The following is a 15666-nucleotide window of genomic DNA, read 5'->3' as shown; positions in this document are numbered from 1 at the left end:
ACTTCCGTCGCTCGGCGCGAGCCTCGAGCACGATCCGTCGGACACCGCGTCCGGTCTAGCGTCGTCCCGTGCGACCGACCGCCAGGATCCCCGTGCTGGTGCTGGTCCTGCTCGCGCCGTGGTCGGCCGAGATCGCGTGGGGCGGACTGCCGGTGGCCGACGTCCCGCTCGTGCTGCTGTTCCTCGCACCGTTGTACGGCGCCGCGGCCCTGCTCGTGCGCGAGGTGGCGCGCCGCACCGGTCGGGGCTGGCCGACGATGCTGCTGCTGGGTGCTGCGTTCGGCGTCGTCCAGGCCGGTGTCGTCGACCAGTCGCTGTTCAACCCCGCCTACGGCCGCTACGACTTCCAGCACCCGGTCCACGTCGGCGGCCTCGACATCAGCCTCTACTACCTGATGGCCTTCGTCAGCGGACACGTCGTCGCGAGCATCGCGGCGCCGATCGCGATCGCCGAGGCGTGGTCGCACCGCGGCACCGAGGCATGGCTGACGAAGCGGGCGGTCCGGGCCGCCGGCCTGCTGTACGTGCTGGCCTCGGTGGTCAACCACGTGGGCGTGAAGGCCGACGACGGTCGCGGGTTCCAGGCCTCGCCGCTGCAGACGGCGGTCGCCGTGGCGACGGCCGCCGCCCTCGTCGGTCTCGGCCTCGCGTGGCGCCGGCGTCCGGCGACGACGACGCGTGTGCCGGCGCCATGGCTGCTCGGTGCGCTGGCGTTCGTGGCCTACCTGCTCTACCTGCCGGGCGAGGGCGCGACGGCGCTGGTGGTGGCCGCGCTGGTCGTCGTCGCCGTCGTGACGGCCGTCGGCCGGTGGTCGCGCAGCACCGCCTGGACCACCACGCACGCCACCGCGCTCGCCGTCGGCGCGTTCCTCGTCGGCGTCGTGGCGCCCTTCCTGAACGAGCCCTACGACCCGTCGGACGGGGCGCGGGCCGAGCTGGCCAGCGACCTGGTCGCGGCCGCGGTCTGCCTGGCCGTCGTCGCCGCGACGGCCGTCCGTCGGCGCGCGCTGCGGGTGGCCGAACGGGCGGTCACCTCCGCCGGGTGACCGCGAGCCCCCACGTGTGACCCCTCGAGGGCAAGCCGTCGGTCGGGACGCCGTCGACGACGCTCCGGCCAACAGGTGTTCACGATCAGGCCACACGAGGCGGGCGGGGAGTTGTCGCGCGCTGCCTAGCGTCACGGACATGGCCGAGCTCCTCCCGCTTGTCCGCACCATCCGCCCCGACCGGTCCACCCGGCGTCCGGGCCGGCTCCGCGTCCTGGTGGTCGCCGAGTCGTTCCTGCCGCAGGTGAACGGCGTCACCAACTCCGTGCGCCGGGTGCTCGAGCACCTCGCCGCCGAGGGCCACGAGGCCGAGCTGGTCGCTCCCACCGGTCCCGACACCTACGCCGGGTTCCGGGTGCGCCACGCCCGCGGCGCGCACCTGCCGTTCTACAAGGACTTCAAGATCGGGCTCGAGACCCGACGGCGCCTGCGCGCCACGATGCTGCGGTTCCGCCCCGACGTCGTGCACATCGCCTCGCCCGCCACGCTCGGCTACCAGGCCGCCCGGGCCGCCGGCGAGCTCGGCGTCCCGACCGTCGCGATCTACCAGACCGACCTCGTGGGCTTCGCCGAGCGCTACGACCTGCCCGGCGGGGCCCGGGCCGCCGCCGCCCTGACCCGGCGCATCCACACCCGGGTCGACCGCACCCTCGCGCCCTCCCGGGCCAGCCTCGGGCAGCTGGCCGAGCTCGACGTCCCCGGCACCGCCTTGTGGCCGCGCGGCGTCGACCTCGAGCAGTTCCACCCCGCGCGCCGAGACGACGCCCTCCGGGCCCGGCTCCTCGGCCCCCGTGGTGCGGACGGCGACCCCGACCGCCTGCTGGTCGGCTACGTCGGGCGCCTGGCGCCCGAGAAGGAGCTCGACCTGCTCACCGTGCTCGCCGCCGACCCCCGTCACGCACTGGTGGTCGTCGGCGGAGGCCCTGAGGAGCAGCGGCTCCGCGCGCTGCTCCCCGGGGCGCAGTTCCTCGGCACCCTGCACGGCGACGAGCTCGGTGCGGTCTACGCCTCGCTCGACGTCTTCGTGCACACGGGCCGGCACGAGACCTACTGCCAGTCGGCCCAGGAGGCCCTCGCGTCCGGCGTCCCGGTGGTCGCCCCGCGCCAGGGCGGCCCGATCGACGTCGTGGACGACGGCACCGCCGGCTTCCTCTACCGGCCCGGCGACCGGGCGGACCTCGCGACGTACGTCGACCTGCTCGCCACGCAGCCGGTGCTGCGTCGCCGCATGGCCGGCGCCGCGCGTCGCTCCGTGGAAGGACGCTCGTGGGCCCGGGTGAACGCCACCCTGGTCGAGCACTACCGCGACGTCATCGACGTCCGGTCGGGAGACACCGCCCTCGCCGGCTGAGCCGCCCGCGCCCCGGCGTCAGGGGAGCAGCAGCTCGGCGGCCTCGTCGACGGTGTCGACGAGGTGCACGTGCTGCTCCATCGCGCGCCCGCGGGCCAGCGCCTGCAGCAACGGCCAGGCCGGGAGGCTCTCGGTCCAGTGCTCGCGCCCGACGAGCACCATCGGCGCGACCGACGCCTCGTCGGCGTAGTAGTTCTCGCAGGCGTCCTGGAAGACCTCCTGCACGGTGCCGGCGGCCCCGGGCAGGAACACGATCCCGGCGTGGCAGATCTCGAGCAGCACCGCCTCGCGCGTGGGGTTGCCGACGTACTTGGCGATGGCCGTGGCGAAGAGGTTGGGCGGCTCGTGCCCGTAGTGCCAGGTGGGGACGCCGAGCGTGGTGCGCGGCTCCGGGAGGTCGGCGACGGCGTCGAGGGCGGTGCGCACCCAGGCGTCGATCGAGGGCCGGAAGGTCGGGACGGTGGCCAGCACGGCGACGGCCGTCTCGAGGGCCGCGGGGTCGAGCCCGGCGAGCCGGGCGCCGAGGTTGGCGGCCTCCATCGCGCCGGGTCCGCCCCCGGTAGCGACGGTGAGGTCGCCGCCGAGCAGCCGGCCGAGCTGGGCCGCGTCGACGTAGCCCGCGTCGTCGCGCTGGGTCGCGTGGCCGCCCATCACCCCGGCGATGCGCCGGCCGGCGACGAAGGCGTCGAGCGCCTCGTCGATCGCGTGGTCGTGCAGCGACGCGGCGAGCGAGTCGTCGCGGCCGGGCACGCGCTGCGACCAGGCGTAGGCCCGCGCGTCGAGGCTGCGGGAGTAGGGCTCGCGGTCGTAGAGCTCGTCGGCGGTGTAGAGGTGCGGGCGGTAGACGTCGAGCGGCGACGCGCCGACGTCGGGCAGCACCAGGGCTCCGGCGGCCACGAGCGCGTCGTCGTCGCCCGGCCGGAAGCGACACCCCAGGAACGTGGTGCCCCGGACGTCGCACCCGCGCAGGCGCGCCCCGTGGACGACCAGGTCGAGGCGGTGCACCCGCCACGAGCCCAGTCGGGTCGCCCCCGCGTCGAGCCGTCGGTCGAGGTCGGCGAGCGACTCGACGTGGACGACGCGACCGCGGGTGCGCTTCACGAGGCCTTCACGAGACAGAGCGTAGGCGAGAATCGGTCACCAGGCGCTGGCGATCACGTCCGCGAACAGCTCCTGCTCGTCGGCCGACTCGAGGCCCTTCTGCCGGAACCAGCCGCAGACGTTCGTGCAGTCGCGCATCAGGTAGTCGAACCCGTTGGCGTTGCCGACGAGATCGACGATCTGCGGCAGGTCGATGATCACGAGGCGCTCGCCGGCGGCCAGGATGTTGTAGGCCGACAGGTCGCCGTGCACGACGCCGGCCTGCGCCATCGTCGCCATCGCCTCGCGCAGCTGGTCGTAGTAGGACGCCAGCAGCGCGGCGTCCGGTCGCGTCTGGGCCAGCCGCGGTGCGGTCTCGACACCGTCGTCGCCCTCGACCGAGATCCACTCCATGAGGATCTCGGTGCCGTCGATCTGCACGGGGTAGGGCACCGGTAGACCGAGCTCCCAGAACCGCTTGAGGGCGTCCCACTCCGAGACGGCCCACTCGCCGGCGGCGACGAGGCGACCGAAGGTCGACTTGCGCTTGAGGGCCCGCTCGTCGCGGGACCGCTTCATCGCGCGGCCCTCGGTGTAGGACGCCGAGCGATGGAACGTGCGGTGGTCGGTGTCGCGGTAGCGCTTGGCCGCCATGACGACGCCGCCGTCGGGGTCGTGCGGGTCGGCGCGCTCGAGCAGGAAGACGTCGGCCTCCTTGCCGGTCTTGAGGATGCCGAGGTCGGTGTCGATCGCGCCCTGCGAGGTGACGACCCAGTCGGGGCGCGGCTCGGGACCGCGGGACAGCGGCTCGACGCTCAGCCAGGTCGACCAGCGTTGCGTGTCGTCGTCGACGTCGTCGTAGGTGGTCCAGTCGAGCTGGAACCGGGGTTCGAGGTCAGGAGTGGAGTCCTGGGAGGTCATGGGTGGTGGTGCTCGTTTCGAGGAGGAAGTGGTCGGCGGGCAGGCCGAGGACAGTCATGGACATGTCACGCTCCTCTCGACGGCACCGGGCGACCCCCGATGACTCGGCCCTGATCCTGGAGCACCGTCCCGGTGCCGGGCAACCGATTTACCGCCGCGGGGTGCCGGGTCACGTCACGGCGGAGCGTGGTGCGGCCCTACCCTCGTCGGGTGCTCTCCTCGTCCCCGGCCCGGATCGCAGCTGCGACCGCCGTCGTCCTCGTCGCCGCAGGCCTGCCGTCCGTCCCCGGCAGTGCAGCCGGGCGGGGCGTCGTCGCCGCCCCCGGGGCGGCTGGCATCGGTGATCCGTACTGGCCGCTCGATGGCAACGGCGGCATCGACGCGCTGCACTACGACGTCCGAGACCGTTACGACTTCTCCACCCGCACCCTGTCCGGGACGACGACCGTGCGCCTCCGTGCGACGGCGGCGCTCTCGCGCTTCAACCTCGACCTCCTGCTGCCCGTCTCCTCGGTCCTCGTCGACGGGGTGCCGGCGGCCTACACCAAGCCGGACCCGCACGAGCTCCAGATCACCCCGGCGGCCGCAGTGCCGCGTGGCCGGGTCGTCGACGTCGTCGTCACCTACGCCGGGCGCCCCGGACCGATCGGCTACGCCGGTGAGCGCAACTGGCTCGCCGGTGCCGGTGAGGTCGTGGCCATCAACGAGCCGCACATGGCGCCGTGGTGGTTCGCCGCCAACGACCACCCGCTCGACAAGGCCACCTTCGACGTCCGGATCACCGGCCCGGCCACCCACCAGGTGATCTCCAACGGCCTGCCGGCCGGGCGCACCGTCTCGGGCTCGCTGGCGACGACGCACTGGCGCTCCACCGACCCGATGACCACCTACAACGCGTTCTTCGCGCTCGGGCGCTACCAGGTCGAGCGCACCGTGCAGGACCGGCTGCCGTCGTTCGTCGCGGTCTCGCGCGACCTCGACCCGTCGCGGCGCGGGCCGGCCCTGCGAGCGCTGCGGCGGTCGGCCGAGGTCACGGCCTGGCTCGCCCGCAGGCTCGGGCCCTACCCGTTCGAGTCGACCGGCGGCGTGGTGTCGCCCCTCGCCGCGCGGGCCGGGTTCGCGCTCGAGAACCAGACCCGCCCGGTCTACCCCGTCGCGCCCAGCCGGAGCCTGATGGTCCACGAGCTGGCGCACCAGTGGTTCGGCAACTCGGTGTCGCTGAGGCGCTGGCGCGACATCTGGCTCAACGAGGGCCTGGCCACCTTCATGGAGCACTACGACGTCGAACGACGCGGCGGGCAGTCGGCGCAGACCTGGTTGCGCGACGAACGGGGCTTCAACCTCGGCGTCCCGTCGTTCTGGCGCACCCCGGTCAGCGATCCCGGACCCGCCGAGGTGTTCGGCAACGCCGTCTACGTGCGGGGCGCGATGACGATCCAGGCCCTCCGCCACCGCCTGGGTGAGCGGGTCTTCTGGAAGGTCGTCCGCACCTGGGTGCGCACCCGGCGTCACGGGCACGGCACCACGACCGGGTTCGTCGCGCTCGCCGAGCGCATCAGCGGGCAACGGCTCGGCGGGTTCTTCCGCGCCTGGCTCGAGGCTCCGCGGGCGCCGTCCTACACCGAGGGCAACGGCCTGCGCTGAGCCCGCGAGCCCGCCGGAGCGACCCGGTGCGCAGACCGGGTTCCAGGAGTAGCGTCCGTCGCATGTCTCTCGGGAACGGCGCGGACCAGCCCCGCGCGCACGACCAGCACGACCCCCGGCACGACCCCCGGCACGACGCACCGCCGACCGATCGGCGCCTGATGGTGCTGGCCGGCATCTGCCTCGCGATCCCCATCGTCGCCCTGCTGGCGGTGCCGCTCTACGCCCGCGACGAGCCCGAGCTCGGCGGCATCCCGTTCTTCTTCTGGTACCAGTTCGCCTGGGTGTTCCTGTGCTCCGCGCTCACCTGGACGGCGTACCAGCTCACGCTGCGCGCGCGGCCGCGGCCCGACGGGGGGACCCCGAAGTGAGCCCCGACGTGCTCGCGAACGCCGTGCCCGCCGTGCGGCCGGCCGTCACCGACACGAGCGTCAACACCTCGGCGCTGGTCGTGCTGATCGTGCTGTTCCTGCTCGTCACGGTGCTCGGCTTCGCCGCCACCCGCTTCCGGCGCGCCGAGAAGATGGACAACCTCGACGAGTGGGGCCTCGGCGGTCGCAAGTTCGGCACCTGGGTCACCTGGTTCCTGCTCGGCGGCGACCTCTACACGGCCTACACCTTCGTCGCGGTGCCGGCGGCGATGTTCGCGACGGGCGCGGTGGCCGGCTTCTTCGCCGTGCCCTACACGATCATGCTGTACCCGATCATCTTCATCTTCATGGCGCGGCTGTGGTCGGTGAGCCACCGCCACGGCTACGTGACCACGGCCGACTTCGTGCGCGGCCGCTACGACGACCGCCAGCTCTCACTCGCCGTCGCGGTCACCGGGTTCGTCGCGACGATGCCCTACATCGCGCTGCAGCTGGTCGGCATCCAGGCGGTGCTCGAGGTCGCCGGCGTCGGCGGGGGCGACAACGTCGTCGAGAAGGACCTGCCGCTGTTCATCGCCTTCGCCGTGCTCGCCGCCTTCACCTACTCCTCCGGCCTGCGCGCGCCCGCCGTCATCGCGTTCGTGAAGGACGCGCTGATCTACGTCGTCATCATCGTCGCGATCGTCTACCTGCCCGGTCAGGTCGGCGGCTGGGACGCGATCTTCGGCGCGGCCCAGGACAAGATGGCGACGACCAACGAGGCCACGGGGGCCCCGACCGGATCGTTCATCCCCGGCGACGGGCAGATGTGGGCCTACGCCACCCTCGGCCTCGGTTCGGCGATGGCGCTGTTCATGTACCCGCACTCGATCACGGCCAGCCTGTCGTCGTCGTCGCGCAACACGATCCGCCGCAACGCCGCGATCCTGCCGGCCTACTCGTTCGTGCTCGGCCTGCTCGCGCTGCTCGGCTGGGTCGCGATCGCCGCCGGCACCCAGCCGGTCGGGCTCGACGGCGAGCCCAACGCCCAGCTCGTCATCCCGCAGCTGTTCGAGGACTTCTTCCCCGGCTGGTTCGCCGGCGTCGCCTTCGCCGCGATCGCGATCGGCGCGCTCGTGCCGGCCGCGATCATGTCGATCGCCGCGGCCAACACCTTCGCCCGCAACATCTACAAGGAGTGGCTCAAGAAGGACGCCACCCCGCAGCAGGAGGCCAAGGTCTCCAAGCTGATGTCGCTTACCGTCAAGGCGTTCGCCCTGGTGTTCGTGCTCGCCCTCGACAAGCAGAACGCGATCAACTTCCAGCTGCTCGGCGGCATCTGGATCCTGCAGACCTTCCCGGCGATCGTGTTCTCGCTCTACACCCGCTGGTTCCACCGCAAGGCGCTGCTCGCCGGGTGGGCGGTCGGCATGGTCTACGGCACCGTGGCCGCCTACCAGGTCTCGAGCGCGACGTCCGACCACTTCGGCGGCAGCCTCGCCGAGATCCCCGGTCTCGGCGACATGGGCTACATCGCGGTCACCGCATTCGCCCTCAACCTGCTGGTCACCGTGGTGCTGACGCTGGTGCTGCGGGCCGCGTCGGTCTCCAACGGCAGCGACGTGACCGTGCCCGCCGACTACTTCGCCGACGCCGGCGACCCGCGTGTCGACGCCGACCTCGACGTCGCCGACCCGCTCGCCAAGGACGCCGACCGACCGTAGGTCCGCACCGCCCGGGTCAGCGGCGCACGACCTCGCACCGCGAGAGCCGGTCGGCGGCGTCGCGGACGGCGGTGTCGCGGCCGCCACCACAGCTGAGCACGTCGCGTCCGGCGTCGCCGCGCAGGGCGTCGTTGCCGCCGGCGCCGTAGATCCGGTCGTTGCCGGTACCGCCGGCGAGCCGCTCGGACTGGTCGCCGCCGGCGATCCGGTCGTTGCCGGGGCCGCCGTCGACCACGTTGCGGCCCTTGGCCGAGCGGATCCAGTCGTTGCCGGCGCCGCCGGAGATGCGGTCGGAGCCCATGGCGCCGTTGGTGAAGTCGGCACCGGCGCCGAGACGGACGGTCTCGTTGCCGGCGTCACCGAGCACCCACATGCGGTGGCGGGCGGGCAGGGTGTGCCCGTCGACCGAGTCGTGGCCGAGCCGCGGCCAGATCTCGAGGTAGGGCCGGTCGCCGCCGAGGATCGCGCACGACACGGCGGCCGCCCCCGGCACCCGCATCCGGCGACAGGTCGGCGGGATCTTCTTCCACGAGCGCGCGGCCCGGTCGACGAAGTGCAGGCGGCCGCCGACCTCGGTGATCGTCAGCCGTTGGCCGATGCGCCCGCCGATGAACCGGTAGCCCCACCTCGACGTGCTGAGGTGGACCTGGCGGGCCCTCAGGCGGGGGAGCCCGCCGTCGAACTGGCCGACGATCTCGGTGACGGGGTGGTTCGCGGCCCGGCCGACCGGGGCGGACGCCGGTTCCGCCGCCGCGATGGGGTCGACGGCGGGGACGACGCTCGCGAGCGTCGCGGTGAGCACCAGTGCCGCGGCGCCGGCGAGGGATCGGATGAGCATGGAGGACCTCCAGGGTCTCGATCTCCCGCGAACCTAGCCCGACGGCTCGCCTGAGAGGATCACCACGTGGTCGAAGCACAGATCCCCCGCCGTGATGTCGTCGTCCTCGGCTCGACCGGCTCGATCGGCACCCAGGCGCTCGACCTGTGCCGGCGGCACCCCGACCGGTTCCGGGTCGTCGGACTCACCGCCGGAGGCGGCAACCGCGACCTGTTCGAGCGGCAGGTCGCCGAGTTCGCGCCCGCCGTCCACGGACTGGGGGAGGAGGCGTCGACCGACGCCGCCGCGCACCCGTGCGACGTCGTCCTCAACGGCATCACCGGCGCCGTCGGGCTCCGTCCGACCCTCGCCGCGCTCGAGGCCGGGACGACGCTCGCCCTGGCCAACAAGGAGTCGCTGATCATCGGTGGCCCGCTGGTGCGCGACCGCGCGCGCCCGGGGCAGATCGTGCCGGTCGACTCCGAGCACAGCGCGATCGCGCAGAGCCTGCGGGCCGGCACGCGGGGCGAGGTGCGCCGCCTCGTGCTCACCGCCAGCGGCGGACCGTTCCGCGGCCGCTCCCGCGCCGACCTCGCCTCGGTCACGCCGGCCGAGGCGCTCGCCCACCCGAACTTCGCAATGGGCAAGGTGATCACCACGAACTCCGCGACCCTGGTCAACAAGGGCCTCGAGGTCATCGAGGCGCACCTGCTCTTCGACGTGTCGATGGAGGCGATCGACGTCGTCGTGCACCCGCAGCAGCTCATCCACTCGATGGTCGAGTTCGTCGACGGCGCCGTGGTGGCCCAGCTCGGTCTGCCCACCATGCTCGTGCCGATCGCCCTCGGGCTGGGCTGGCCCGACCGGGTGCCCGACGCCGAGACGCCGATCGACTGGGCCAAGGCCGCCGACTGGCGCTTCGAGCCGGTCGACGACGACGCCTTCCCCGCCGTCCGGCTGGCCCGCGAGGCCGGCACCGCCGGCGGCACCGCCCCCGCCGCCTACAACGCGGCCAACGAGGTCTGCGTCGAGGCCTTCCACGACGGGCGGCTGCCCTTCACCGGCATCGTCGACGTCGTCGCCGACGTGATGAGCCGTGTCGCGGGGACGCACGACGTACCCTCTGAGGGGGCCCTCACGGTCGACGACGTGCTCGACGCCGACGCCGGGGCCCGCGACCTGGCGCTCCACCTGATCGGACAGACCTCATCGTGACCGCACTGCTCTACCTGCTCGGTGTGCTGATCTTCGTCGGCGCGATCCTGGTCTCCATCGGCCTCCACGAGCTCGGCCACATGATCCCGGCCAAGAAGTTCGGGGGCAAGGTCACCCAGTACTTCATCGGCTTCGGGCCGACCGTGTGGAGCAAGCAGGTCGGCGAGACCGAGTACGGCGTCAAGGCCATCCCGCTCGGTGGCTACGTGAAGATCGTCGGCATGCTCCCGCCGGGGGCCGACGACCTCGTCGACGAGGTCACCTACGACGAGCACGGCAACCGGGTCCAGAAGATCCGCAAGTCCAACACCGGCATGTTCACCCAGCTCATCAGCGACGCCCGCGCGGCCGAGTGGGAGCTGGTCAGGCCCGAGGACTCCGACCGGCTCTTCTACAAGATGCCGTCGTGGAAGAAGGTCGTCGTGATGGCCGGCGGGCCCACGGTCAACCTCCTCATCGCCTTCTTCCTCTTCTGGGGTCTCTTCGCCACCCACGGCATCGAGCGCGACCGCGTGCCGGCCGAGGGCGCCCCCGTCGTCGCGACGATCTCCGACTGCGTGCTGCCGGCCGCCGAGAGCAGCCGCGAGTGCAGCAGCGCCGACCCCGACACCCCGGCCAAGGCGATGGGGCTCGAGCCGGGCGACCGGATCGTCGGCTTCAACGGCACCACCGTCACCGGCTGGGACCAGCTGCGCTCGCTCATCACCGGCTACCAGGGCGGCGACGCCCCGGTCACGATCGACGTCGTCCGCGACGGCGCCCCGAGGGAGGTCTCCGGGCCGCTCGTCGTCTCCGCGCGCCCGGTCGAGCCGGGGTCGACCACCACGGCGGAGGTGCCGTTCCTCGGCGTCTCGCCGACCCAGGTCTCCATCGTCGAGAAGGGCGGCCCGCTCTTCACGCTCGGCGAGATGGGCCACATGACCGTCGACACGGTGCAGGCCATCGGCACCCTGCCGGTCAAGGTGTTCGGGGTGGCCAAGGCCATCGTCGGCGTCGAGGACCGCGCCGTCGACAGCCCGGTGAGCATCGTCGGCGGCGGCCGGTTCGCCGGCGAGGCGGCCTCCGACGACGTCGCCACCACCAGCGACAAGGTCTTCTTCCTCGTCGCGCTCGTCGCCGGGTTCAACCTGTTCATCGGCATGTTCAACTTCGTGCCGCTGCTCCCGCTCGACGGCGGCCACATCGCCTCGGCCCTGTGGGAGGCGATCCGTCGCGGCATCGCCCGGCTGCGACGTCGTCCCGACCCCGGCTACGTCGACGCCGCCAAGCTCCTGCCGGTCGCCTACGTCGTCGGCAGCGTGATCCTGGTCATGGGCGTCGTGCTGATCGTCGGCGACCTCGTCGTCCCGGTCGCCAGCCCGTTCGGTTAGCGGCCGGCCCCGCCGGCCTCATCCGTCCCACCCGTCGCACGGAACACCCGGTGGACCGGGTGTTCCGTACGGGACCGGTGCGGGGAGCACCCGGTGCACCGGGTACTCCCGACGTTCCCAGGTGTTGCAACAGCCGAGAACGTCATGAAGAAGCCGAGAGGCTCCGGGTGGGCGGCCGGGCCACCTCGTCGAGTCGGGATCCGTCGTCCCGCCGCAGTAACCTGGACCCATGACCGCGATCAGCCTGGGCATGCCCGCCGCTCCGCCGCCCGTGCTGGCCCCCCGTCGTCCGACCCGTCAGATCAAGGTCGGCAAGGTCGGCGTCGGTAGCGAGTCGCCGATCTCGGTGCAGTCGATGACCACCACGCTCACCGCCGACGTCAACTCGACCCTGCAGCAGATCGCCGAGCTCACCGCGGCCGGCTGCGACATCGTCCGCGTCGCGTGCCCCGACCAGGTCGACGCCGCCGCGCTGCCGGAGATCGCGCGCAAGTCGCAGATCCCGGTCATCGCCGACATCCACTTCCAGCCGAAGTACGTCTTCGCCGCGATCGAGGCCGGCTGTGCCGCCGTCCGCGTCAACCCGGGCAACATCCGCAAGTTCGACGACCAGGTCAAGGAGATCGCGAAGGCGGCCGCCGACCACGGCACGTCGATCCGCATCGGCGTCAACGCCGGCTCACTCGACCGACGGCTGCTCGAGAAGTACGGCAAGGCCACGCCCGAGGCGCTCGTCGAGAGCGCCATGTGGGAGGCGAGCCTGTTCGAGGAGCACGGCTTCCGCGACTTCAAGATCTCGGTCAAGCACAACGACCCCGTCGTGATGGTCCGCGCCTACGAGCTGCTCGCCGAGGCGGGCGACTGGCCGCTGCACCTCGGCGTCACCGAGGCCGGCCCGGCGTTCCAGGGCACCATCAAGTCGGCCACGGCCTTCGGTGCGCTGCTCAGCCAGGGCATCGGCGACACCATCCGGGTCTCGCTCTCGGCCCCGCCCGTCGAGGAGGTCAAGGTCGGCCTGCAGATCCTCGAGTCGCTCAACCTGCGTCCGCGCCGGCTCGAGATCGTCTCGTGCCCCTCCTGCGGCCGCGCCCAGGTCGACGTCTACACGCTCGCCGAGCAGGTCACCGCCGGCCTCGACGGTCTCGAGGTGCCGCTGCGCGTCGCCGTCATGGGTTGCGTCGTCAACGGCCCCGGCGAGGCCCGTGAGGCCGACCTCGGCGTCGCCTCCGGCAACGGCAAGGGCCAGATCTTCGTCAAGGGCGAGGTGATCAAGACCGTGCCCGAGTCGCAGATCGTCGAGACCCTCATCGAGGAGGCCATGCGCATCGCCGAGGGCATGGAGTCCGTCGACGGCGCCGCTGCCGAGGTCTCCGTCTCGTAGCCCCTAGGGTTCAGGGGTGCCAACCAGTCGCCACGGGGTCCGGGTCCTCGGCACCGCCGACCTCGACGACTTCCTGCGGCTGGCCAACCGCGACCCGGTCACCAACGTCTTCGCCCTCTACCGGGCCCGGACGACGAGCCTCGAGCCGCGCTGGCTGGGCGGGGAGATGTGGGGTCGCTTCGACGCCGGGCGCCTCGTCGCGGCCTGCCACGTCGGCGCGAACCTGGTGCCCGTGGAGGCGACGCCTGACGACGCGCGCGCCTTCGCCGAGCGCGCCCTGACCCGCAGCCGGACGGCGACCACGATCGTCGGCCCGCACGAGGCGGTGCGTACCTTCTGGAACGCGGTCGCCGGCAGCTGGGGCCGTCCGCGCGAGACGCGCTGGTTGCAGCCGCACATGGTCATCGACCACCCGCCGGAGGTCGTGCCCGACCCGTTCGTGCGGCGCACCGAGCGCGCCGACCTGCCGCTGCTCTACCCGGCGTGCGTCGCGATGTACACCGAGGAGGTCGGGGTCTCGCCCGAGGCGGGCGGCACCGGCGACCTGTACCGCGCCCGGGTCACCCAGCTGATGTCGCGGGGATGGTCGTTCGCGCGCTTCGACGACGGGCAGCTGGTGTTCAAGGCCGAGGTCGCCTGCGCCACGGCCGATGCCGCCCAGATCCAGGGGGTCTGGGTGCCGCCCGAGCGTCGCGGCGAGGGTCTCGCGCTGGCCGGCATGGCAGCCGTCGTCGACGCCGTCCGGGCCGAGATCGCGCCGTCGGTCTCGCTGTACGTCAACGAGTGGAACAAGCCGGCGCGCAGGGTCTACCAGCGGGTCGGGTTCCGCGAGACGACGCGCTTCTCGACCGTCATGTTCTGACTTCACCCCCACGTGTCGACGAGCATCTGTCACACTCAGGCACTTCCGAGTCCTGATGAGGTACGAACGTCCCGTGACCACCCTCCGCGTCACGCGTCGGCGCCTGCGCCGACGTGCCCGACCCCGAGTCCGCGACGAGCGCGGCGCCGTCGCGCTCACCGTGGGCCTGCTCTCGATCGTCCTCGTGCTCATCGCCGCCGTCGTCGTCGACCTCGGCATGCAGCGCGTCGCCCGTTCCGACATGCAGAGCGTGGCCGACGTGGTCGCGCTCGACCTGTCGCGTGAGCTCGACGGTCGTACCGTGGGCGAGCTGACCGGTGCCACGCCCTCCATCCGGACGCTCGCCGAGCAGAGCCGCGACCGCAACGCCGCCACCATCGGCGAGACCCCCGAGATCGCCGTCCAGCTCGGCGACGTCGGGGCCGACGGCCGGTTCATCGAGCTCGTCGACCGCGCGGCGAGCCCGACGGCGGTCCGGGTGACGGCGTCGACCGACGTCTCGTTCGCCTTCGTGTCCGGCTCCGGCGGCGCCTCGCGCTCGGCGGTCGCCGCCGCGACCAGCTTCGCCTGCTACAAGATCGGTTCGTGGGCGGCGCAGGTGAACACCCACCGCTCGGTGCTCCTCGACCCGGTGCTGCGGCAGATGGCCATGGCCACCGGGGCCTTCAGCAACGGTGGCACCGTCTCGGCGCTGTCGTACACGGGGCTGGCCAACACCAAGCTCGACCTCGAGGCGCTCGCGGTGGCGCTCGATCTCGCCTCGGTCGACGAGCTGGCCAGCGCGAAGGTGTCGCTGCGGCGGCTGTTCGTCGCCGCGCAGGCGGTCGCCAAGCCGCGGCCCTCGGCCGCGGTGAACATCCTCGGCGCCCTCGCCTCCACGGCCAGCCCCACGGTGACCGTCGACCTCGCCCGCGTGCTCGCGGCCGACGTCGGCTCGAGCCTGCTCACCGGCGCGGCGATCGATGCCCTCGACCTCGTCGGCGGCTCCATCGCGCTGCTGCACGGGTCCCGGGTCGCCAACATCTACCTCGGCGCCACGCTGCCCTCCCTGACCTCGGCCGGGCTGACCGTGAGCCTCCTGCAGGGGCCGCGGCAGTACTGCGGTCGGCCCGGCTCCGACGAGGCCACCGGCGTGCGGTCCGACACCGAGCAGCTCACCGTGCGCGTGGGCGGCCAGCTCGCCCCGACCACGCTCGACTTCGTGCCGCGCCTCGTGACCGGACTGCTCGGACCCGCCTCCCTCGCCCGGATCACCGCGGAGAACTACGCGACCTTCGACCTCGGCGTCGCCGGGACGTCGTCGCGCCTCGACTCGGTGCGCTGCGGGGCGCGGCAGGGCGTCGTCCTCGACGTCGAGAACGGCTTGGCCAACCTCACCATCTCCACGCCGCTGCGAGCCGAGGTGCGCGCCAAGCTGACCGTGCTGTCGGCCCTCGGCGTGCCGTCGCTGGTCGACGCCGTCATCCGGATCAACGCCGGCGTCACCGTCAAGGCCGTGGTGGGCGGCAGCTCCCGCGCCGACGTGGAGGTCATGGTGCCGCCGCGGTCGTTCGACACGCCGTACCCGACCGGCAGCGGCACGGTCAGCATCACCTCGGTGACCCGCAGCTACGGCAACGTCAACGCCAACGTCGAGCTGCTCGGGGGCCTGCTGGGCGCCAACATTGCGTTGAACGCGACCCAGCAGACCCAGCTCCTCGACAGCATCCTCGACTCGGGCATGGCGGCGCTGCTGAGCCCCACCGCGCCCTACAGCCTGGCCACCACCGTCATCGAGCCGTTGCTCGGCCTCGTGGGCGCCCGCGTCGGTGGGTCCGACGTGATCCTGGACGGCGTGCCGGCGCTGAGCTGCAGCCGCCCGCGGCTGGTCGGCTAGCCGGGCGGAGATCGCCGCGGCCCTACGAT

13 protein-coding genes are annotated in these 15666 nt (G+C 72.7%); 10 read left to right on the top strand and 3 right to left on the bottom strand.

What is annotated here, in order from left to right:
* The first annotated feature begins 68 nt into the window (after positions 1–68).
* Together ABFT23_RS15410 and ABFT23_RS15405 are read left to right on the top strand one after the other, a co-directional pair.
* The gene (locus ABFT23_RS15410) at positions 69–1046 is read left to right on the top strand and encodes a hypothetical protein (RefSeq protein WP_347896688.1); all 978 of its coding nucleotides are present in this window, start codon (positions 69–71) and stop codon (positions 1044–1046) included.
* A gap of 139 nt (positions 1047–1185) precedes the next feature.
* A complete protein-coding gene (locus tag ABFT23_RS15405) occupies positions 1186–2397 on the top strand; it encodes a glycosyltransferase family 4 protein (protein WP_347896686.1) in 1212 nt (403 codons plus the stop codon).
* A gap of 18 nt (positions 2398–2415) precedes the next feature.
* On the opposite strand, the gene ABFT23_RS15400 is transcribed toward ABFT23_RS15405, so the two are convergent.
* Both ABFT23_RS15400 and ABFT23_RS15395 read right to left on the bottom strand, forming a co-directional pair.
* A complete protein-coding gene (locus ABFT23_RS15400) occupies positions 2416–3498 on the bottom strand; it encodes an LOG family protein (protein WP_347896684.1) in 1083 nt (360 codons plus the stop codon).
* A gap of 36 nt (positions 3499–3534) precedes the next feature.
* Positions 3535–4398, bottom strand: coding sequence for a serine protein kinase RIO (locus ABFT23_RS15395; RefSeq protein WP_347896682.1), 864 nt, complete (start codon positions 4396–4398; stop codon positions 3535–3537).
* A 210-nt stretch (positions 4399–4608) separates the two neighbouring features.
* On the opposite strand from ABFT23_RS15395, the gene ABFT23_RS15390 reads away from it, so the two are divergent.
* The 3 genes from ABFT23_RS15390 to mctP all read left to right on the top strand — a co-directional run bounded on the left by ABFT23_RS15390 (position 4609) and on the right by mctP (position 8116).
* Entirely contained in the window at positions 4609–6042 is a 1434-nt protein-coding gene (locus ABFT23_RS15390; RefSeq protein ID WP_347896680.1) for a M1 family metallopeptidase, read from the top strand.
* 62 nt (positions 6043–6104) lie between these two features.
* Complete coding sequence (locus ABFT23_RS15385) at positions 6105–6413, top strand: DUF3311 domain-containing protein (RefSeq protein WP_347896678.1); 309 nt, start codon at positions 6105–6107, stop codon at positions 6411–6413.
* Positions 6410–8116 carry a monocarboxylate uptake permease MctP gene (mctP, locus tag ABFT23_RS15380; protein ID WP_347896676.1) on the top strand — a complete coding sequence of 569 codons (1707 nt, stop codon included), beginning with the start codon at positions 6410–6412 and terminating at the stop codon, positions 8114–8116. Before ABFT23_RS15385 ends, mctP begins: the two co-directional genes overlap by 4 nt.
* A 16-nt stretch (positions 8117–8132) precedes the next feature.
* Here mctP and ABFT23_RS15375 read toward each other — a convergent pair whose 3' ends face one another.
* Positions 8133–8954: a calcium-binding protein gene (locus ABFT23_RS15375; RefSeq protein ID WP_347896674.1), complete on the bottom strand. Its 822-nt coding sequence runs from the start codon at positions 8952–8954 to the stop codon at positions 8133–8135.
* A 66-nt stretch (positions 8955–9020) separates the two neighbouring features.
* On the opposite strand from ABFT23_RS15375, the gene dxr reads away from it, so the two are divergent.
* From dxr to ABFT23_RS15350, 5 genes are all read left to right on the top strand, one after another.
* Complete coding sequence (dxr, locus tag ABFT23_RS15370; RefSeq protein WP_347896672.1) at positions 9021–10148, top strand: 1-deoxy-D-xylulose-5-phosphate reductoisomerase; 1128 nt, start codon at positions 9021–9023, stop codon at positions 10146–10148.
* Positions 10145–11518: a M50 family metallopeptidase gene (locus tag ABFT23_RS15365; protein ID WP_347896670.1), complete on the top strand. Its 1374-nt coding sequence runs from the start codon at positions 10145–10147 to the stop codon at positions 11516–11518. Before dxr ends, ABFT23_RS15365 begins: the two co-directional genes overlap by 4 nt.
* 229 nt (positions 11519–11747) lie before the next feature.
* The gene (gene ispG / locus ABFT23_RS15360; protein ID WP_347896668.1) at positions 11748–12899 is read left to right on the top strand and encodes a flavodoxin-dependent (E)-4-hydroxy-3-methylbut-2-enyl-diphosphate synthase; all 1152 of its coding nucleotides are present in this window, start codon (positions 11748–11750) and stop codon (positions 12897–12899) included.
* Positions 12900–12915: 16 nt separating this feature from the next.
* Entirely contained in the window at positions 12916–13761 is an 846-nt protein-coding gene (locus ABFT23_RS15355; protein ID WP_347896666.1) for a GNAT family N-acetyltransferase, read from the top strand.
* A gap of 73 nt (positions 13762–13834) precedes the next feature.
* Positions 13835–15637, top strand: a complete 1803-nt coding sequence (locus ABFT23_RS15350; protein WP_347896664.1) for a pilus assembly protein TadG-related protein — start codon at positions 13835–13837, stop codon at positions 15635–15637.
* The last annotated feature ends 29 nt before the right edge of the window (positions 15638–15666 follow it).

The sequence above is a fragment of the Nocardioides secundeburneus genome (genome assembly GCF_039939255.1).
Taxonomy (GTDB): Bacteria; Actinomycetota; Actinomycetes; order Propionibacteriales; family Nocardioidaceae; genus Nocardioides.
Note: the sequence above shows the minus strand (reverse complement) of the source record. Positions and strands in the feature narration are given on the sequence as shown.

Bases quoted from the DNA above. Each gene is read 5' to 3' on its own strand.
- ABFT23_RS15375 (WP_347896674.1), bottom strand. From the start codon at position 8,954: ATGCTCATCCGATCCCTCGCCGGCGCCGCGGCACTGGTGCTCACCGCG.
- ABFT23_RS15385 (WP_347896678.1), top strand. From the start codon at position 6,105: ATGTCTCTCGGGAACGGCGCGGACCAGCCCCGCGCGCACGACCAGCAC.
- ABFT23_RS15395 (WP_347896682.1), bottom strand. From the start codon at position 4,398: ATGACCTCCCAGGACTCCACTCCTGACCTCGAACCCCGGTTCCAGCTC.
- ispG (WP_347896668.1), top strand. From the start codon at position 11,748: ATGACCGCGATCAGCCTGGGCATGCCCGCCGCTCCGCCGCCCGTGCTG.
- ABFT23_RS15405 (WP_347896686.1), top strand. From the start codon at position 1,186: ATGGCCGAGCTCCTCCCGCTTGTCCGCACCATCCGCCCCGACCGGTCC.